13 protein-coding genes and 1 pseudogene are annotated in these 20391 nt (G+C 54.1%); 6 read left to right on the top strand and 8 right to left on the bottom strand.

What is annotated here, in order from left to right; all coding sequences use genetic code 11:
* A partial coding sequence (locus K1V27_RS07665; RefSeq protein ID WP_258929053.1) for a hypothetical protein occupies positions 1–353 on the top strand: 353 nt, incomplete at its 5' end.
* A 399-nt stretch (positions 354–752) separates the two neighbouring features.
* Here K1V27_RS07665 and K1V27_RS07660 read toward each other — a convergent pair.
* The 4 genes from K1V27_RS07660 to K1V27_RS07645 form a co-directional block, all read right to left on the bottom strand.
* A complete protein-coding gene (locus tag K1V27_RS07660) occupies positions 753–1172 on the bottom strand; it encodes a MaoC family dehydratase (RefSeq protein WP_258929052.1) in 420 nt (139 codons plus the stop codon).
* Positions 1173–1295: 123 nt separating this feature from the next.
* Entirely contained in the window at positions 1296–2342 is a 1047-nt protein-coding gene (locus tag K1V27_RS07655) for a GAF domain-containing protein (protein ID WP_258929051.1), read from the bottom strand.
* A 4-nt stretch (positions 2343–2346) separates the two neighbouring features.
* On the bottom strand, positions 2347–3561 hold the full coding sequence (gene phaC, locus K1V27_RS07650; protein WP_258929050.1) for a class III poly(R)-hydroxyalkanoic acid synthase subunit PhaC: 1215 nt from the start codon (positions 3559–3561) through the stop codon (positions 2347–2349).
* A 58-nt stretch (positions 3562–3619) separates the two neighbouring features.
* Positions 3620–4522, bottom strand: coding sequence for a poly(R)-hydroxyalkanoic acid synthase subunit PhaE (locus tag K1V27_RS07645; RefSeq protein WP_258929049.1), 903 nt, complete (start codon positions 4520–4522; stop codon positions 3620–3622).
* Positions 4523–4814: 292 nt separating this feature from the next.
* On the opposite strand from K1V27_RS07645, the gene K1V27_RS07640 reads away from it, so the two are divergent.
* A complete protein-coding gene (locus K1V27_RS07640; RefSeq protein ID WP_258929048.1) occupies positions 4815–5879 on the top strand; it encodes an OmpA family protein in 1065 nt (354 codons plus the stop codon).
* 145 nt (positions 5880–6024) lie between these two features.
* On the opposite strand, the pseudogene K1V27_RS07635 reads toward K1V27_RS07640, so the two are convergent.
* From K1V27_RS07635 to K1V27_RS07625, 3 genes and pseudogenes are all read right to left on the bottom strand, one after another.
* Positions 6025–6482 (bottom strand): annotated as a pseudogene (locus tag K1V27_RS07635) (Druantia anti-phage system protein DruA).
* A 698-nt stretch (positions 6483–7180) separates the two neighbouring features.
* Positions 7181–8581: a DEAD/DEAH box helicase gene (locus K1V27_RS07630; protein ID WP_258929046.1), complete on the bottom strand. Its 1401-nt coding sequence runs from the start codon at positions 8579–8581 to the stop codon at positions 7181–7183.
* 498 nt (positions 8582–9079) lie between these two features.
* Positions 9080–9736 carry a response regulator gene (locus K1V27_RS07625; RefSeq protein ID WP_258929045.1) on the bottom strand — a complete coding sequence of 219 codons (657 nt, stop codon included), beginning with the start codon at positions 9734–9736 and terminating at the stop codon, positions 9080–9082.
* A 316-nt stretch (positions 9737–10052) separates the two neighbouring features.
* Here K1V27_RS07625 and K1V27_RS07620 point away from each other — a divergent pair, with 316 nt between their 5' ends.
* Complete coding sequence (locus K1V27_RS07620; protein WP_258929044.1) at positions 10053–12647, top strand: PAS domain S-box protein; 2595 nt, start codon at positions 10053–10055, stop codon at positions 12645–12647.
* Between the two features lie 161 nt (positions 12648–12808).
* Here K1V27_RS07620 and K1V27_RS07615 read toward each other — a convergent pair whose 3' ends face one another.
* Complete coding sequence (locus tag K1V27_RS07615; RefSeq protein WP_258929043.1) at positions 12809–13090, bottom strand: hypothetical protein; 282 nt, start codon at positions 13088–13090, stop codon at positions 12809–12811.
* A 428-nt stretch (positions 13091–13518) separates the two neighbouring features.
* Between K1V27_RS07615 and K1V27_RS07610 the strand changes: the two genes are divergently transcribed.
* The 3 genes from K1V27_RS07610 to K1V27_RS07600 all read left to right on the top strand — a co-directional run bounded on the left by K1V27_RS07610 (position 13519) and on the right by K1V27_RS07600 (position 20385).
* Positions 13519–13923 carry a response regulator gene (locus K1V27_RS07610; protein ID WP_258929042.1) on the top strand — a complete coding sequence of 135 codons (405 nt, stop codon included), beginning with the start codon at positions 13519–13521 and terminating at the stop codon, positions 13921–13923.
* A 105-nt stretch (positions 13924–14028) separates the two neighbouring features.
* Entirely contained in the window at positions 14029–16791 is a 2763-nt protein-coding gene (locus K1V27_RS07605; protein ID WP_258929041.1) for a PAS domain-containing hybrid sensor histidine kinase/response regulator, read from the top strand.
* A gap of 393 nt (positions 16792–17184) precedes the next feature.
* Entirely contained in the window at positions 17185–20385 is a 3201-nt protein-coding gene (locus tag K1V27_RS07600) for a hybrid sensor histidine kinase/response regulator (RefSeq protein WP_258929040.1), read from the top strand.
* The last annotated feature ends 6 nt before the right edge of the window (positions 20386–20391 follow it).

The raw sequence follows: 20391 nt of genomic DNA, 5'->3' as shown, positions 1-20391 counted from the left end.
TGAATCGGGAAAAAGAGGGCAGCCCGGATTATTTGGCGGCGTGGATGAAGGCTCAGGAAGACTTCCGCAAATCCTTCAGCGAGTTTTTTAGCCTGGTTGGGTTTGTGCCCCGTTCTGAACATCTTGAACTGATGCAGAAATACGAAGAACTGAAGACAAAGGCGGCTTCTCAGGAAGAGACAATCAATCATCTACAGATGCTGCTCGCGGAGGCCACCAAAAAGGAATACCGAGAAGCCTCAAAGCAGTTTGACGGTCTGATGCAAAAGCAATCAGAGCAGTTTCAGAACCTGATGGAGCAATTCGGCCGGTTCTTCAAAACAAATGACGCCCCCCCGGCCAATGAAGGCTGACCTCGGTGTGGCAGGCCTCTCTATACCAGTTGGCAACAAAATGACCGTTGCATCTGCGGCGTTTCTTGCCGACCTAATCTCGCCAATCAAGCATTTGCATGGACCGTCGCGGTTTTAAGAGCGTATCGGTGTTCGGCCTGCATCCAACAGATGCTTCTCTAAGAGTATGTACGAGAATGCGTTTTACGCCCGTTTCGAGATCCCAGCGATCAGTCATGACTCATGCGGTCACAACCAAACATGAAAGTCTTTTGAAGCCCGTCGTCGTCATTCCGTTGAAAACCGGAATCCAGAGCCTGCGATGTTCGCTGGGCCCCGGCTTCCGTCGGGGTGACGGATTGGCGGTTTCTTGACACGATCGAAGAACTCTTGGTTGTCTTGTCGCTGGCGGAACCGCTCTCAGCGTTTGGGGGGACTCACCGTCGCCTGACCGTCGAGAACGACCGTACCTTCCTGGTTGAAACACGTTGTTTTCAGCTTGACTCGTTTCTTTTCCGCCAGGATTTCGGTCACTTCAACCCGTGCGGTGATGGTGTCTCCGATGCGAACCGGGGCTAGAAAACTGAGCTCCTGCTTGAGGTAGATCGTTCCGGGGCCGGGCAACTGCATACCCAGGACCGCGGAAATGAAGCCGGCTGCCAGCATGCCATGAGCGATCCTGGTTTTGAAAAAGGTCTGTGACGCATAAACTTCGTTGATATGGGCCGGATTCATGTCACCCGTCACTCCGGCGAAAAGGTAGATATCGGATTCAGAAACGGTTTTCACAAATTCCGCGCTGTCACCCACGTTGATTTCGTCGATCGTCTTTCCCTGCATGTAATCCCCCTTCTTCACCTTTGGCAATCGGGCTGCAAATCCACACAAATCGTTCGATTCAGGCATCGTTATCTTAACAGTCGCTACATTGAGCGCCCAGGTGATTACCGTAAACATTCCGCGTCAAAACCAGGACCGGTGACTCCAGATATCTTCCTGCAAGTGCTTCATGTTTTTTTCCAGCAGGAGGTACATCGAAGCGTTTCGAATGGCCAGGCCACCCAGTTGCGCCACGGCGGTTACCATGGTGGTTTCTTCATCTGAAAACTCTCTTGGCGCTCCAGTGTAGAGCCGCAGAACGCCGATCACTTTCTCTTTGGTCTTTACTGGAATCGAGAGGATGGAAACGATCCCCTCATTTTGTTTTTCTTTTTTGAAAGATACGCGCGGATCGGCGGACATGTCCCGGACGCGGACAACATTGCCGGCCAGCGTCTCTTCTACGCTGGGATCAATGGAAAGCTGCCCCCTCCGGAGATACTTTTCACTCAGTCCGTAGCTGGCCACGTATTCGAGCGATTTGTTCTTTTCATCCACCAGCAGGATGGAGGAGGCTTTGACGTTCATGGAATCAGCTACGTCCGCCGTCAAAATGTGCAGGATTTTCTTTACATCCAGGCTGGAATTGATATTCACCGCCAGATCCAAAAACATATTGGAGTTTTCCATGACCCTTTCAATCAGTTGGGAATTTGCTATGGCCATTCCACCCTGCTCGGCAATGGCGGTTGCAAACTCGATTTCGTCCTCGGAAAAGTCTCTTCGTTCGCCGGCAAAAAGTGAAAGACCGCCGATCAACTTACCTCGCACTTTGACGGGAACGACCAATATGGAGACAATGCCTTCGGCTTTTTTCGCCTCATGTCCGCTGAGTCGATCATCTGTGACGGCGTTCTGCGAATAAAGAAAACCGTCTTCGACAAGTACCGGAATAATCGTTGAAGGGTGGGTGAGACCTCGCCGTACGTATTTATCTGAAAGTCCTCGCTGGGCAACCGGGATAAACTCTTCCTGTTCTTCCTCATAAAGAAAAAGTCGGGCAGCTTTCACCTGCATGGTTTCAATGGCACTGTCGACAATGAGATCTAAAAGTTCTTCAAGATTATGTGTTGTTCCGAATGCTCTGCTGATTTTACAGATGGCCTTGAAATAACTCCTATCCTGCTCCATGATTCTACCCCCCCGCCGTTGCACGTTTCTTAACGCCCTCAGTCCGCTTCTTGCCGGTCGGCGCAGATTTGGATTTTTCGGCCGCCTTGGCCGTTCTTTTCGAAGTTCTCTTGGCCGTTTTGATCTTGTTAGGTGTTTCTGCCTGATCCCTTTCTTTAAGCCACCGAAAAATCCTCGGGGTCAGTTCTTTCTGGGTTTTTGAACTGACATAAATGCCAATATGCCCGGTATCCAAACAGATGTCCTCTGTATCTTTGGTGCCCACCTTTTTGGTGAGCAGCTCGCAAGCCTCGGGCGGGACCAGATGGTCGTACCGGCCGTAGATGTTCATGAGCGGCATTTGGATCTTCTTGAGATCGATGATTTTGCCGTCCAATTGCATTTTACTGTGAATGAGGAGGTTTTTCTTATAGCAGTCGTTGACAAACTGGCGAAAAGTCTCTCCCGGCACATCCGGGCTGTCGAATATCCATTTTTCCATGCGGATGAAGTTTTCCACAAATTGTCTGTTGTCCATATTTTCAAAAAACCCGATGTATTTATCGATCATCAAACGGGCCGGATTGAGGAGCAAAAAGCCCATGTTGAGGAGGTCTCCCGGCATATTGCCATAGGTGTCGATCATGCGGTCGGCATTGATTGTCTTCATCCACACATGCAAAAGACCTTTGTCGGTATCGAAGTTGGTCGGAGTCACAGTGGTGATGAGGTTCTTCACCTTGTCCGGGAAGAGGCTCGAGTACATGACGGAAAAAGATCCGCCCATGCAGATTCCCATCAAATTGATTTTGGGCGCCCCATGGCGTTCTCTGATGAAATCGACGATGTTATTGATGTAGCCGCTCACGTGGTCGTCAATGGTCAAATAGCGGTCCTTGCGGGTAGGAAATCCCCAATCGATCATGTACAAATCGATGCCTTCATTGAGGAAGTTCTGCACCACACTGCGGCCGGGTTGCAGATCGAGCATGGTTTCCCTGTTGATCAGGGCATACACCATAAGCAGAGGAGTCTTGATTTGAATCTCTTTGGCGGGGCGATAGTGTTTGAGTTTGACCCTGTCCTCTTCATACACCACATCGTAGGGTGTGGTGGCAATGGCGGTATCCAGAGGGCCAAGCAATACATCCTGAGACTTCATCATCCTGTCTTGAGACTTCTCCACATCTTCGGCCAACTTAGACAGAATGGCATCTACCGGGATTTTTGACGGGCTCATACATTCCCCCTTTCAGGTTATCGGGCTTTGCTGCTCTGAGGCTGCCGACTGCTGCTGTCTAACCCTTTTCTCCCGTGTTCTGCTCCAGCTCTCTGACTCTTTTCTTCAGCAAATATAGCTCCTTGTAGAGCTCATCCATCTCTCTATTGGTGGGCAATGGGAGAGGCTGAAGCATATCGATCAGCAACCGGTGACGCGCCATTTTGAATTCATTGGCGGCATTGAGGGTTTGCGCGAGACACTGTAGGTAATCGGGCGATTTGAACAAGGTCATGTAGTGACCCTCGAGGACTTTGATCCAGATATTGTAGTATTCCTTGAAGTCCTCTGAAAGCTGCCCTTCTTTTGCCAACTCCTCGATCTTTTCGTAGACCACCCGTACGGATTTTTCCATGGGCAGATGGAGCATGTGGATGAATTCGCCGACAGCCGCTTGGTAAAGGTGAAATTTGTCCACGGCGTCGTTCGCCCGCTCCTGGTAAAACCGCGTCAATCCCAGTTGCGGCGCCTGCAGGTAAGGTTGAATCTCTTTCTGGTATAGCTCCTGCCAGGTTTTAAAGATCTCCTGATCAAGATTTTCGAATTTGTAGGCCTCGGTGGTTTCGCCCAGTCGTCCCAGTTTTCTCAGCCAGTGCTGGTGGAGGTGGGAGTAGCCTTCCCAGATGGTGCGAATCAACTTTGAGGAGATTTCGGGCCAGGTCTGCATTCCTTTGAGAAGAGCTTCTGTAGCTTCAGGAGAGCTGAAACTGGAAGAGATTGTCTGCCACATCTTGAGTGCGGCCTGCCACTGCTCCTGTGTGCGGCTTTGGGCATCTCCTGCTGCCGGGCCAAAATTGCCAGATAAGCCGGGGAATCCTGCCGACCATTCCTGGCTGGCGGTGGCCCAAAAGTCGGCGGTCGCTTGAGTCCATGCATTCAATAAGGAACTTGGCCAACTCCATTCGTTGTCTTTAACGGTCATGCTTGCCTCGTTCGAATATTATTGTATCGTGAACCCGCAATCTCTGCTAAACGCTTCATCAAGCTGAAGTCTGTTCTGTAGCTAAAGCTCCACGTCAATTTCTCCGGGAAGTTTCATTCATCTTAACTCTATTGTCTTCTGTTCGCCAGTGCATTCCTGCTCAGCGGCTGTAAAGACCGCAATGTCGGCGTTATTCTTGTTGTGAAGGGGCGGCTTAGTAATTTATGATAGCCAATCTACAGCCGTTTCACAGCGAGCTCCAGCAAACAGCCGCATGAAGGAGGAAGGGATTATGTTCAAAGTATTGATCGCCGCCATGATGCTCTTGACGTCGGCAACAAACGGTCTGGCCGATGCCAGCATCCCAACCGCGGACCTTCAGGACAGCAGGGATAATCCGCTGATAGGGCGTTACAAGGGGTCGCTCATCGTTTCTTATGACCACATGGATTTTGATGAATTCAAGCTCCCACTGTCCAAGCTCGAAAGGGTGGAAGGTAAGAAAGACAACCATAACAACTACTATTTTGAGCCAAAAGAAAAGAAAGTCCTGGAGGCGGAGCATACTCGGCTGGTCTACCTGATGCCGGAAAACGTGTCGCCTTTAGAGGTCGTGCGCAATTATCAAGAGGAAATCAAAAACAAAGGTGGAGAGATTCTCTATGAGTGCAAGCAGGAGGAATGCGGTGGGGATCCCGGCAGGGGCAGCGAAGGCGGCGGGGGAAGAATGAGCCTGGCAATGTATCTTCGACCAAACGAGCTCATCAAAGATCCGCTGTTCTCAAACGGCAGGTGTGCACAAGCCACATATATCGAGGGCCAGAGATACACCGTGGGCATGTGGAGTGAAACCGGAGCACATGTTTCCGTGTTAACCTATACGGTCAAAGCGAGCTCTTCCTGCCGTGCGCTCAATACGCGGACGGTTGCCGTTGTGGATATCGTAGAGCCGAAACAGCGCGAACAAAAAATGGTCACGGTTAAGGCCGAAGAAATGGCCCAGAAAATCTCGACTACAGGCAGCATTGCACTTTACGGGATTTACTTCGATTTCAATGAAGCTGACATCAAGCCTGAATCCCAGCCCACCTTGGAGCAGGTCGCCAGGCTCTTGCATGGCGACCCTGAACTGAAACTTTTGGTTGCAGGTCACACCGACAATGTCGGATCCCTCTCCTTCAATATGGACTTGTCGCAACGCCGCGCCAATGCCGTTGTGGATGCGCTGGCAAGCCAGCACGACATCGACCGGAACCGTCTCACTGCCGTGGGTGTCGCCTTTGCGTGCCCCGTTGCATCCAATAGATCTGATGAAGGCCGGGCCAAAAACCGCCGTGTTGAGCTTGTCGAGAACTGAACTGGATAGGGATTTGCCGCACTCTGAAGTCTGCAAGGCGGCTCCCTGTGCCCGACCCGACGCTTATGGAGAGGAGTTGAAAGAACCCCTCAAATTCATTCTTGAATTCATACCCTGGAGTTTGCTTAAACCAACACGAACCCCACTAATCCGCGATGAGCCAAATCTTTTTGGGGCTCGTCGTGTAGCACCTACCCTTGCGAACCAGCCCTTCTCCCACTGTCATTCCCAGATAGCGCCAATTGGCCGCCCGGTAACAGGTCCCCTCATAGAAGCGAGAATCAACGAAAGTCTCCAGCAATACCGGCCGGTAATTCCACCGCTCCTGCCAATCTTTCTCAATACGCCTTGCCGCTTGCCCCAGCACATGGCTTGCCAGGTTTCGCACCGTACCCAGGGAAAGATCACAAAACGAGTATTGCTCACTACCCAGCCCAAACGGTTCAATCGCTCGGCTGTACTCCAACCAATCCACCGATCCCGCTCCCGCAATGCCTTAGCTGCTCCCGAGAATAACTCAAATCGGTAAGCCACTGGTTCGACCAGTGAGACTTGCAAAGCTTTGAGCGTTGCGGAGGTAGAATTCACTGAGCTCAGAACCATGGCGCCCGTCTTTGAGACGGCCCCGCTCATCAAGCCTCCGGCTTTGCCGGGGGTGTCTGACTTGGGGTGAACTCTTTCCAGCCGAGACAGGGCGTGTAGAGGGTCTGCCCGTGTTCCAGTCGTTCATTAAAGATCATTTGAAATTTTTGCCGGCAGTCCTGCCCACTTGGCCGACGCAGATCTTTCCTACCATTACCGCGCGTGCTCATTTTTTTCATGCGTACTTCACCATAAATCCGAAAGCCAACATCCAAGAGAATCGTTGCGATGAGCTGATATCATGCAGCAACTTTGGTTTTGGAAGTCGGATATGGGCTGAAGGATGTGAGGGGTCAGGACAAACCGCTACAGCACGGTCGGTTGACGGGTGGCGGTGCAAGCAAAGACCGCCGGCCCGCGTTCCTTGCCAAGGGAGAGCCAAAAGAGCGACCAACGCTGTCCTTGGGGCCGTCATTACCTCACCCTATGAAGGATAGAGGGGGGGAGAGGGATGAATTGCGCTGCCTCCAACTGCTGCACAGGTTTGTGCGCGGGGCTCAGTGATATTCAATGTACGTGGCGGCACCTTGGGTACCGCCACGAAGGCCGCCGTGACTGCGTGTTCAGCATACCGGCGAAAGAGGATGGCATATTCCTGCAGAGGCGGACGGGCCGCATTGCTCAGAAAGCGAACCGGCCCACATGTGTGACTTCTGGTTCTATCTCGGGTTCGAGGGCTTTCTTCTGCGGATCTTGCTGTTTTTGGATTGGTTTGTCGGATGGGGATCGAGGTTGCGCTGTTCGACTGCAACTTTGCGTGTCGATGTGCCACGCTTCCTGATGCCGGAGAACAGCATGTTATCCTCGGCCTGTTTCCGTGCGAACGAGTGGACCGCTCGCCTGCCTCTCTTGCCGGGGTTGTTTGTTCCAACTGCGGGAAACTTCCCGGCGCTTTTCTGCCTGGAGGTCGAGGCGCGCAATTGAGTGGTCGGCTCCAGCCCTGGAATAGTTTGAACCGACAGGTTATGTCCCGTGTATCGTTCGATCCGATCCAGGTAGGGAAAGTCGCTGTGCAGGGCGAAGGAAATGGCGATTCCCGATTGTCCGGCGCGGCCGGTTCGGCCGATGCGGTGGACATAGTCCTCGGCAAAACGCGGCAGGTCAAAGTTGATGACATGGCTGATTCCGGCAACGTCGAGCCCGCGGGCGGCCACATCGGTGGCCACCAGCAGCCGTATCTTGCCGTTTCGCATGCGCAGGACGGTCCGGTTTCGAGCGTTCTGAGTCATGTCTCCGTGCAGTGCCGCCGCCGGGTAGCCATGCTGGGTGAGAGAGTGTGCCAGACTGTCGGCGCCGCTCTTAGTGGCGGAAAAGATGATCGCTTTGGTCATACTGCTGTCGGCACACAGTTTCTTCAGCAGACGGTTCTTGTGCTGGATGCTGTCTGCCAGGTGCAAGCGCTGTTCAATCGCGGCATGGGTGATCTTTTCCGGTGCGACCTGGATTCTTTCGGGATCTTCCAGGAGGTTTTGTGCCAACCGGGTGGTGGCTTGGCCTACGGTGGCAGCAAACAGCATGGTCTGACATGGATTTGCAACGGCCGCAGAGATGCGCCTGACGTCGTCGATAAAACCCATGTCGAGCATGCGGTCGGCTTCATCCAGGACGAACATCTCCAGATGTGACAGGTCGATGCGACCATGGTCCATGTGGTCGAGCAGTCTACCGGGTGTGGCGATGACGATATCCGGGGATTTGGATAGAGCTATGATCTGTTCGCGGAACGGCATGCCTCCGAAGATGGTGATGCACGCCAGCCGCAGGTACTTGCCGTAGGTGCGCACAGCCTGAGCAATCTGTTCGGCCAGTTCGCGGGTGGGGGCGAGCACCAGGGCACGCACGTGTTTATTGCGGCCGTGTGCACTCGAAGACAGCCGTTGCAGCATCGGCAGCACAAAGGCTGCTGTCTTGCCGGTGCCCGTCTGTGCGGAAGCCAGCAGGTTGCGACCTGCCAGGGCCCGCGGAATGGTCTCGGCTTGAATTGGAGTGGGTTGCTGGTAGCCGCATTGATGGATGGCCTTTAAAATGGGTGAAACGAGTTGCAGACTTTCAAAATTCATAAGAAGTCAATCCTTTGTAGGTCTTGATTCAAACCACTTGCGGCCGGTGCGAAGAGCAGCTGAGAGCCATCCACCAAAGGACGCGCCGCAACCGTTCATCCTTCACGGAAGACCGTAAGCGATCCGTTCAAAAAGAGAAATCGTGTTACCGGTTACACGCTAAGGGCTGCAGGATAGAACCGCGCAGCAACAGAGCCGGCGGCTGCAGCACAGCATAGAGCGACTTTCCTGAAACATCGTCGCCAACCTGATGTGCTGCCTTGCATGAATATTTCGGGAAGGCAAAAGGCTAGTGATCGATAGAGCTCAATGGCTGGTGCATCGATTGATAACCGTGATGTGCAAAACCATTTCCAGCAAGGTCTCAGAAGCAATCGAGGCTAATCATACCCTGTAATTCTCAATTGACAAGCTGTTTTTTGCCGTGCGGGCGCTGCGCTGTTATTCCTTGTTCGTGATTCACGCTGCAAATGACAATCGACCTTCCGGTGCTCAGGTCTATTCTGTTCCACCCGTTGCGGTCTCTCTCCTTAATGCGTAGGCGGTGAGCTTGGATATGCCGTTGAGATTGAGCTTGCGCATGAGATTGGTGCGGTGGGTGGAGACTGTCTTCACTGCTATCGAGAGTATACCGGATATTTGCTTGGTCGTATGGCCTCTGGCGATCAACTCGAGAACCTGCCGTTCACGTGTTGTGAGCGTCGCTGCCGGTGGACATCGGGTGTTGATGTCGCCGTCCAGAAACCCGGCATCGTAGTCACATGCAAGGAAGGGACTGATATACTTTTTCTCTTCAAAAACCTTTCTAATGGCTGCGATCAGCACCTGCTTGGAGTCATCTTTCAAAAGATAGGCATCGGCTCCTGCACGAAAGGCCGCCATCACGTACTGTTCGTCCTTATAAGCGGTCAACACCATGATTTTTAATTTTTGCCGCCTGGACCTGAGTGCCCCTATGGCATCAACTCCATTCAACTGAGGCATCAACAAATCGATAATGATAAGATCCGGCTCGCACTCTTCGACTACCCGAATAGCCTCGACTCCGTCCCTGGCTTCACCGACCACTTCACAATCCGGCAGAGAGGCAACGATCTTTGTCAATCCCTGTCGCAAAATATTGTGGTCTTCCGCCAATACAACCCGTCTTTTCATGACCTGCACACTTCCCCCTGGACGGGAAACCATCTCCCCCATTCAGTGATTTCATGGCCCCACCCTTGTCATGCCGGCAACACCTGGACCAAAATCAGACCAAAATGATACTTTGACCCACCATCAACTTCCCTTTTAAGCTAAGATCGACCTCATGCCCCAGCAATACTGCCGCGCGTTGAAGGGCGCCTGGGATGGGACAGGGTGTCTGATCGGCGCGGCCTCCAATTGACCCGTTACCCCTGACTTTCTATAATGCCAAATCGACGGATCACGACTGCATGTTTGAAAACCTGCGGGGGGGAAGGCGGGAACTATGTCTGAGAAAAGGGAGCGGAGAGGGACTGTTGACCTTGCATCGACCTCAAGGGATTCAGACCGTTTGGGCAATGAGCCGGAAAGCCCCCCGGAGGGGCCTCTGCTTCAAACCGGGCTGCTTCCGAGAGCCGCAAGCGGGACCAAAGTGCGGCAGGATGCCTTCGAACGGCTCTATGATCTGGCCCCCGTGGGGTATCTTGCGCTTGACCCAAAGGGAATCATTTACCAGGCAAACCGTCTTGCCTCTGAACTGCTGGGTCGTCCGAAACACCAGTTGATTCACCTGGCATTCTCGCAGTTCATTTGCGATGAGGATCGAGCTCGATACTTTGAGACCCTGGAGCGCGTCTGCACAACAGGGTGCCCGCCGCGGCATGGCGGTGAACTGAGACTCGAGCCCAGGGAGGGAAAATACTTTTACGTTCACTTCCAGGTTGCCTCCCTGCAGTATTCCCGCGCCCCCGCCGGCTGGCTTGTCGTGTTCACCGACATCGACGAGCGCCGGAGGGAGCGGGCATTGTTGCAGGAAAACCTCATTTTGAATGGAATCAACCGCATTCTCCAGGAGGCCCTGGTGTGCCAGACATCCGAGGAGCTGGGAGGCTTGTGCCTGGAAGTGGCGGAAAAGACAACCGGGAGCAGATGCGGGTTCATCGGCGAGATCAATAACGAAGGCATCCTGGACACTCTAGCAATCAGCCGTGGCGGGCAGATCGCCTGCCGCTTGGATTCAGCCGGCGGCCACCGCTGGCTCGGCGCCGGCCCCGAGGTTCACGGCCTGTGCAGCCGTGTGTTGCTGAACGGCAAAGGGTTTTTCAGCAATTCCCCTGCATCGCACCCCGACAGTATTGGCGTACCGGATGGACACCCGCCGTTGCAGGCTTTTCTGGGAGTACCGCTGCTCGATGGAGACGTGGTAATGGGGCTGGTGGCTCTCGCCAACCGCGAGGGCGGCTACACCGACAACGACCGGCAGACATTGGAAGCCATCACACCTGCAATGGTTCAGGCCTTTAAATATAAACGGGCCGAGGACGCGCTGCGGCACAGTGAACAACGTTACCGGGCGCTGATTGATGCCAGTTCCCAGGCGATCTTTCGCATGAGTCCCGACTTTAAAGAGATGCGCGAGCTCCATGGAGGCAGTTTCATTGCCGACACGAAACAGCCGAACCGTGATTGGATGTCAGATTATATCCATCCGGACGATGCGAGCTCCCTTCAGGAAGTCATTGACAGCGCGGTGCGGAGCGGCAATGTGGTTGAATTGGAGCACCGCGTCAGGCGCGCCGACGGGACCCTGGGGTGGGTTTTTTCGCGGGCGGTTCCCATGAGGAATGCTGCAGGTGAGATTGAAGAATGGTTTGGAGCCGCCAGCGACGTCACGCAGCGCAAATTGGCTGAACAGGCGGTGAAGAAAAGCAGAGACGAGCTCGAACTGCGGGTTCGGCAGCGCACCGCCGAGTTGCAGGAATCGAATCAGGCCTTGCGCAGGGAGATTGCCCAAAGAGAGAGGATGGAGAAGGATCTGCGGGAGGCCGAGGAGCGTTTTCGAGAAGTCCTGGAAACCTCTTTGCACGTCTCATACCGGAGAGATCTGAAAACCGACCGCTATGATTATATAAGTCCTCGAATACTGGAGTTATGCGGTTATGAGCCCGATGAGATCCATGCGATGTCGACCGAAGAGATCCTCGCATTGATCCATGCCGACGATCGACAACGGGTGGAACAAATGCTGGCTGAGGCCACACAGCTGGGCAAAGAGCGGACCAAACTGGAATACCGTTTCAAGCACAAGGATGGCTCCTACCGGTGGCTCAGTCATTTGCTGGCGGTGGTAAAGGATGAGGAGGGCAATCCGGTTTACCAGGTTGGGAGTATCCTCGACAGCACGGAACAAAAGACTGCTGAAAAGGCTCTTCAGATTTCGGAGAGGCGGTTGCGCCTGCTGTCGGCAAAGCTTCTTGTAAGTCAGGAAGAAGAAAGAAAACGAATTTCGCTGGAAGTGCACGACAGCATCAGTTCTTCCCTGAGTGCCATCAAGATTGGTTTGGAAAATCTGCTGGAGCAGGTCGGCGGTAATCGGGAGGATTCGCGAGTGATCGAAAGTCTCCTTCTGCTCACTCGACAAACGATGGAGGAAGCAAGAAGAATCATGTCTGCGCTGCGCCCCTCGATCCTGGATGATCTCGGTCTGATTCCCGCCATCGACTCCTTTTGCAGGTCTTTTCAGAGGCTCCACAAAGACATCCTCATCGAGCAGAGGATTGATATCCAGGAAGGCGATCTTCCCGAAAACCTCAAGATCATCATTTATCGCATCATGCAGGAGGCTTTGCACAATGTTGCAAAACATTCCCGGGCGGACTTCGTGGCGCTCTCCCTCGGCAGAAGAAGTGCAGCTTTTGAGCTGACAATCGAGGACAACGGCGGGGGATTTGATTTGGATGCGGTGCTCGCCAGAGAGGATGCTGAGAGGGGGCTGGGACTCACCAGCATGCGCGAGCGGGCGGAATTCTCAGGCGGGACATGCACGATTGAATCCTCTCCGGGGCACGGGACAATCATACGGGCTTCCTGGCCCGTTTAGACGTCCTGCAGGCGCGGGAGCCTGCCCGAGAATGTTTCATTGGCGCTTTTCCGTCCATGCGGCGAACATCGAAACCCGGTAACCATCCGCATTTATGAATTCCTGCCGGCGGTGCGGCAGTGCGCCGGTCTGGCATCAGCCCGGTCTTCCGGCACAGCTTTTCAGGAGCGGCGGTGTGCACGCAGACTTGCCTGCGTTGTTGGGCCGCGGTCACACTCCGGAGCCGGATCCTGTATCATGCTGAACAGCTCTCCATTGACGCCCTCAGCGAGTTGCCTCAAGAAGCGCTCCGCTTCCCGGGTCGTCCTGTTCTTCTGGTAGACAAAGACCCTATCCAGCCAGAAATTCAGATCTTCAATGAACAGTGCAACATCTTTTTTGATGCGCTTTCTACCGAAGTAATCGATCCTTCCTCCGCGCATAAATTTGGGCAGCTGAGGCATCCTCTCTCCTTCTCATGGCGTTTTGGAAGTTATGGATGATTCATACAAAAAATATGACCGGCAGAGGTAAGCCAAGGGTACAACACGGAAGCGTTGCAGGCAAAATGAGCAGGCGGTAATTAGAACACTTTCCGAGTGAACTGAACGGAGCAGGAGGCTTTTTTTGACTTTTTTCACAGGATTTGAACCGGATTTGAAAACGGCCCCTGACCGCAAATGGCTGCTCGGGCATTTGGGCATGCCTGCAAAATGCCTTGTATCACCGTCGGCATTATCGCTATACTCGAAGGAGATTGTGAAAAATTTTCGATGGTCAGCGAGCGATCCTTGGGAGTCAAACTACAGGTGGGTTTTATAGGTTGTGAAACGGATCGAAAGGTTATACTCTTCAAGGCAAGCTTGGGAAAATTGAGATACCGAGGAATGCTATGGAAGAAAAGCCATTGATACTGGTTGCAGACGATAACGAAGATACCCGGCTGCTGGTCTCTATGATCCTGAACAAAATGGGGTTTCATTGCGAAACCGCTGAAAGTGGTCGAGCCGCGCTAAATAAGCTCGAAGCGGGCCTCACCCCGGACTTGATTCTCTCCGATGTCATGATGCCCGAAATGGACGGTTACACCTTTTTCCAAAACGTACAAACCAGGCCCGAATGGCGTCGCATTCCTTTTATCTTCTTCACCATGAAGGATTCCATCGATGATATCCAAAAAGGGAGGGAATTGGGAGTAGACGATTATCTCACCAAGCCGATCATGCCCGATGCCCTCATTGCGGCGGTTCGCGGCAAATTAAGGCGCTTCAAGCAGCTTTCCGAAGGTCGGGAATAGAGAGGGCGTCGGCGCCTTTCTGCCCGTCTCGAGGTCGCGGTCAAGAGCATGCGAGTCAGATACAGGTCAGGTTTTTTGACCGGTTTGAGTGAGGGGGATATTCGATTGGCAGCAAGCCGGGCCAGCCATTTTGATCGCAACGATCAAGTCTATGCCGAACAGGCAAAGCAACTCCAGTCAGTCGAGCATCTGGGATTCATCGCCACGCTGATCAATGCCTCCATCCTGGTGCTGGTGCAATGGAGAGTCACGCCACAACCAATATTGTTTGCGTGGTTCAGCCTGATGATCCTGGTCACCGCGGGAAGATATCTGCTGCTGAGGAACTATCAAAAAGAGCTGCTGCGGCGGGGACAGATCGACCGGTGGGTACGTCTGTTCACCGCGGGCGCTGCCGGTTCCGGAGCGGTCTGGGGACTGGCGGGGATCTTTCTGTTGCCCGAGGCATCGACCCTCCACCAGATCTTCGTGCCGTTCGTACTGGGGGGCATGGTGGCCGGGGCAGCGGTCGTCTATGCTGCCATCAGGACGGTTTTTTTTGCCTACGCCCTGCCTGCGCTGATGCCCTTGATCTGCCATTTTTCCCTGCTGGGAGACCCTGTCCATTGGGCCATGGCCGCCATGCTGCTGTTGTTTCTGGTGCTGATGAGCCTGAATGTCGTGCGCTTGCACCGTGTGGTGGTGAATGCATTGACACTCAGGTTCGAGAATAAGAACCTCGTCGCTCACCTGGCTCAGAGAAAGGAATTGGCCGAGCTGCTCAACGAGCGCTTGAAACTGGAGATTGCCGAGCGAAAAAATGCCGAAGAAAAGGTGAAGAAACATCAGCAGCACCTGGAGAGGGCTGTTCGGGAAAAGACCGCGGAGTTGGTCCAATCTAATGAGCAACTTTCCAGGGAGATCCATGAGCGGCGGCAAATGGAAGCCGATTTGCGGGCCGGCGAGGAGAAGTACAGGAATCTTTTCGAATACTCAAATGATTGGATCTTTCTTCATGATTTGCAGGGAAACATCATCGACGTCAACAACAAGGTCCTGGAACAATTCGGCGTGCACAAGTCCGATGCGCACAACCTGACCATCCAGGATTTTCTCTCTCCCGATGCCGTCGATCCAATGCAGAAAGCCATCGACACTCTGGTCCAAAAGGGGTTCGTCAATTTTGAAAATCAATTCAGGAAGAAGTCCGGCGAATTCTTTCCGGCGGAAGTCTCTTCCAGTTTGTTCACGGTTGGAGACAGACGGGTGATCCAAAACATCGTTCGTGACGTTACCGAACGAAAACACATGGAAAAAGAGCTGCAAAAGACCAAAGAACACCTTGAAAATGTCATCGATAACGCCGTGGAAGCCATAGGCATAGTGAACCTTGAAGGCAAGTTCGTGTTATGGAATAAGCGCGCCGAGGAGATCTTCGGATACCTCCATGAGGAGGTTAAAAACCAGCACTATTCATTCATGTATGCAGACCAGCAGGCCATGAACCAGCTGCTCGACACTCTGAGAAAGGAATCGGTGGTCAGGCAGGTGGAGATGCTCATGAGACGCAAGGACGGGCAGGCGGTGCCCATGGAATTGTCCATGAATCTGTTGTGTGACGGCGACGGCAACAAGGTGGGTAGTCTTTGCCTGGCCAAGGATCTGAGAGAAAAGAAGCTCATGGAGCAGAAGCTGCTGCATGCAGCGAAGATGGAGGCGGTGGGCACACTTGCAGGCGGCATTGCACATGATTTCAACAACCTGCTGCAAGCGGTTCAGGGTTACGCGGAGCTGCTGTTGCTGGGCAGAGAGCCATCTGACAACGATTACCAGGAGCTGAGAGAAATTAAGCATGCTGCGCAGCGTGGCGCGCAACTGAGCAGACAACTGCTGACCTTCAGCCGTAAAATGGAGAGTCAACTGCGGCCCGTTGCTCTCAATCGGCAAATAGAGGAAACACAAAATTTGCTGCGGCGGACCATCCCCAAAATGATTTCCATTGACCTGCAACTGCAGGAGGAGCTTGATCTGGTTAACGCCGATCCGGTTCAGATGGAACAGATTCTCATCAATTTCGGCTTGAATGCCAAGGATGCGATGGTTGAGGGAGGACGAATCAACATTGCCACAAGAAACGTTAACCTGGATACCGAGTTCTGCCGAAAACGCCCCGAAGTGAAGCCGGGAGCCTATGTTTTGCTGAGCGTTTCAGACACCGGGGCAGGCATGGACCAGGACACCCTGCAGCACATCTTCGATCCCTTCTTCAGCACCAAAGAGGTGGGTAAAGGCACCGGGCTTGGGCTTTCCCTCGTCTATGGTATAGTCAAAAACCATGGGGGGTACATCGAATGCACCAGTGAACCGGGAAGGGGCACGCGGTTTGACGTCTACCTGCCGTCGCTGCCGACCTCCGCCGAGCCGGCTGAAAGCCGCGCAGTGAGTTCACCGCCCCGAGGGAAGGAAACAATTCTGGTGGTGGATGACGAAAAACCTGTACGCAACATGCTCATGCGAATGCTAACCCAATTCGGCTATGCGGTGATCACCGCCCCCGATGGGGAAAGGGCTCTCGATACCTATCGGGCGGAAATGGAACGGATTGATCTGATCATTCTGGATGTCATCATGCCCGGTATGGGAGGCAGGCAATGTCTTAAACGGCTCTTGGAAATTAATCCAGGTGCCGTCATAATCATGGCGAGCGGCTATACCGATACGGGTCCGATAAGGACCCTCATCGAGGAAGGGGCCAAGGGTTTCATCGGCAAGCCGTACCAAGTTAAAGAGCTGTTGCAGGCAATTCGTGCGGTTCTCGATGCAGGTGATGATCCCGGGAGTCTCGTTGCGACGACCGCCACTAGCTCGCGCCTACGGCAGGAAAACTGACGCAGCACAGGGAGCGCCCGGTTTGGTTCCCGGACGGGTCACCCCCCACAAAGCGTCTTACCGGCTCTCCCCTGGCACGGCTCCACACCATCAAGTGGCCGAATTCCGTAGAAGGTTGGGTTGAGCCACGCGGTACGCGTGGCTCAACCCAACATGGCCTGGGCGCTCTCACGTAGTCGTTGGGTTTCGCTGCGCTCAACCCAACCTGCACTCTCTACACTCTGCGGCTTTCAGTCCGCCGCCCCCAATCCGCCCTGGGCCGGCTGCAACGGCAGTGGGGAGAGGAAATAATCCCTGTGCGCTTCCCCCGCCGTCAATTTAATCACTTGACTCCGGTGTTTTTTCATTGGAATAATGAAGTGTTAGGTACTAACGCCGGAAGGGGCTTAATCCATGGTCGATCGCAACGATGAGACTTTGCAGGTATACATCGAGGAATCTCTCGAACACCTTCAAGATATCGAGCAAGACCTCCTGCAAATCGAAAGCGACGGAGCAGCCGTCAATGAAGGATTGGTCAACAAGGTTTTCAGGGCAGTGCACTCCATCAAGGGCGGAGCCTCTTTCATAGGGCTCGTCAACATCAGGGAGCTTTCCCATGGCATGGAAAATGTTCTGGGTCTGGTTCGAGCTCGCCGGCTTGTTCCCAATGCGGAAATCGTAACTCTGCTGCTGACCGCCGCCGATGTGTTGAAAAGGCTCATTGACAACTTCGAGCAGGGCGAGCAGCAGGATGTTGCCCATCTCGTTGAGGGATTGAGTGAAGTCGCCTCGCAAAACCACATGCCGGTGCAGGATGCCGACATCGGCAGTGGGGATGGACAGGGCATTCGATTGGCCACCTCGGGCGGCAGCCTTGTGTTCGACCTGACGGCCGAGCAGGCCGCCGCAGCAAAAGAGCACGGAAGGAACCTGTACCTGGTTCGATTCAGCCGGGCGGCCTGCGATACCTCCGAGGTCGCGGCATGCGGGCCGTGGGCTGAACGGCTGGGTTTTTATGGCGACATCCTTGCGAGCAGTGACGATCATGAGCAGCGGGGCGCACAGCAGGGTTCCAATGACCATCGCGACATTATATTCAGCTGCGTTCTTCAACCTGAGGATATTGTCTTGCTGTTTGAGGGGGGAAGCGAGGACGTTTATCTGATTGACGACGATTACCGGTGCATTGAACTCAAACAGAAATGTGATCAGCCCGAGGCCCCACCGTCCGATCGGGAAGCATCGTTGCGCCGGAGATTGGAAGAAGGACGGGACCCAGAGACACCGCCACCGGAAGACGTTCGGCCTGCTGCAATGTCCGACACAATTTTGCCGTGTGATGATTCCCGCCGCAGTTCCGCCGATCGTGCACCATATGTGCCCCAGGCGGGCTCGCCATCCAGCGTGCGCGTCAAAGTGCAACTTCTGGAATCCCTGATGAACCTTGCCAGTGAATTGGTTCTCGGCCGCAATCAGCTGTTGCAGGCCATTGCGACCAGGAATGCCAGAAAGATTGAGCTGGTTGGTCAAAGACTGGACATGGTGACCTCCGAATTGCAGGAGGCAATCATGCTCACGCGCATGCAGCCCGTTGGCCGGCTGTTCAACAGATTCCATCGTATGGCAAGAGATATCGCGCGAGACTTGGGCAAGGAAGTTCAATTGAAAATATCCGGCGAGGATGTCGAGTTGGACCGCAAGCTTTTAGAGGCGATCAACGATCCCATCACCCACCTGGTGCGCAACGCCATTGATCACGGCATTGAGCCGGCTGCGGTGCGCAAACGGCTTGGCAAGGGTGAAATCGGGAGCATCCAATTGCGTGCCTTTCACCAGGCGGGGCAGGTTATCATCGAAGTGTCCGATGACGGGGGAGGCATCGATACGGAAAGCTTGGCCTCCACTGCCGTGGCCAAGGGTTTTGTTGCGGACGACCAGGTCAAGCGCATGAGTCTGCGGGAAAAGATGAACCTGGTGTTCCTCCCCGGTCTTTCTTCGGCCAGCGACGTTTCGGAAATTTCCGGGCGTGGCGTGGGCATGGACGTGGTCAGAAACAACATTGACAATCTGGGCGGAGTGATCGATCTGGATTCGCTGCCGGGCAAAGGAACGCGGATACGGATCAAGCTGCCTCTCACTCTGGCCATCATTCCCTGCCAGATTGTGCGCGTGGAGGCGGAAAAATATGCCATCCCGCAGATCAACATCGAGGAACTGCTCCGGATACCCGCCGCCCAGGTCAAACGCCGAGTGGAAATTGTGGGGCAGGCACCCGTCCTGAGGTTGAGAGGGGAGCTGCTTCCCTTGGTGAGATTGTCAGACACACTGAACATTGAAAGGACCTATATAGATCCGAAGACCATGGAGAGAAAGCCGGATCAGCGGGACAACATCGCTGATCGGCGTTCCAGGAAGTGGGACGAGAGCGGTCGGGAAATTTCTGCCGAGGCTGAAGAGAGCCCCCCTGTGCAGGGACAGGATGCCAGGAGCGGCGCCGATAGACGCTATCACGCATCGAGTTCTCTGAGCATCGTTGTGGTGGATGCGGGGGTGACCAAATATGGTCTCATCGTGGACAGCTTTTTGGATTCGGCGGAAATAGTCGTTAAACCACTCGGCTATCACCTGAGAGATTGCCAGGCGTATGCCGGTGCCACCATCATGGGTGACGGTCGCGTGGCGTTCATACTGGATGTGGGCAATCTGGCGGGACTTGCCAACCTTGCTCAGCTGGCGGCTGTGGACAATGCGGCGGAACGTTCCAAGGAGAGTGCCGGAAGTGATGCCGCACGGCAGAACTTCCTGCTCACGTTTCGCAACGCGGAGGACGAACCGATGGCGGTTCCGCTGGATCAGGTGGTTCGAATTCAGCGCATCCCATTCTCTTCCCTGGAAACGGCAGGCGGCATGCGGGTCATGCCGTATGGCGGAAGAAGCCTGCCCGTTCTCGCGGTGCACGAAGTGGCCACGGTGCAGCCGCTGGCGGAAAAGGAAACCATGGTGGCCATCATCTTTTGCGTGGAAGGCCATGAAGTGGGCCTGTTGGCCAATGGACCTCTGGATTCCGTGCAAACGGCGGTTGACATTGATACCCGCACGCTTGCGCAGCCCGGCATCAGCGGGTCCCTCATACTCGACGGCAGAACCACGCTGCTGGTAGACATCTTGGAGTTGACGCGACACCGCTATCCGAACTGGCTCGACAAGATCACCGCCGATGCAGCCATCAGGAAGCGGCGATCGACCATCCTGGTGGTCGAAGATTCCAGTTTCTTTCGCACCCACATTACGGAATTGCTGGAAGAGGAAGGATACTCGACGCTCGCAGCCGAGGACGGAGAGGTGGGTTGGGCACTGTTGCAGCAGTCCATGGAGGAGGTGGCGCTGGTGGTGACCGATCTGGAAATGCCTAAACTGGACGGGTTTGATCTCACCAGAAGAATCAGGAATCATGATCGGCTCTCCGGTCTCCCGGTGATTGCCCTCACCACTCTTGCCGATGACCAGGACATCGAACGGGGCAGGGCGCTGGGCGTGGACGACTATCAGATAAAACTGGACAAAGAAAAATTCATCGAAAGTGTCAGAAATCTTTTAAACAAAGGCAACTGATACAGG

The sequence above is a fragment of the Desulfoferrobacter suflitae genome (genome assembly GCF_022603395.1).
Classification (GTDB): Bacteria; Desulfobacterota; Syntrophobacteria; order Syntrophobacterales; family Syntrophobacteraceae; genus Desulfoferrobacter; species Desulfoferrobacter suflitae.
The sequence above is the reverse complement of the archived record's forward strand: the minus strand, read 5'-3'. Positions and strand labels throughout refer to the sequence as shown.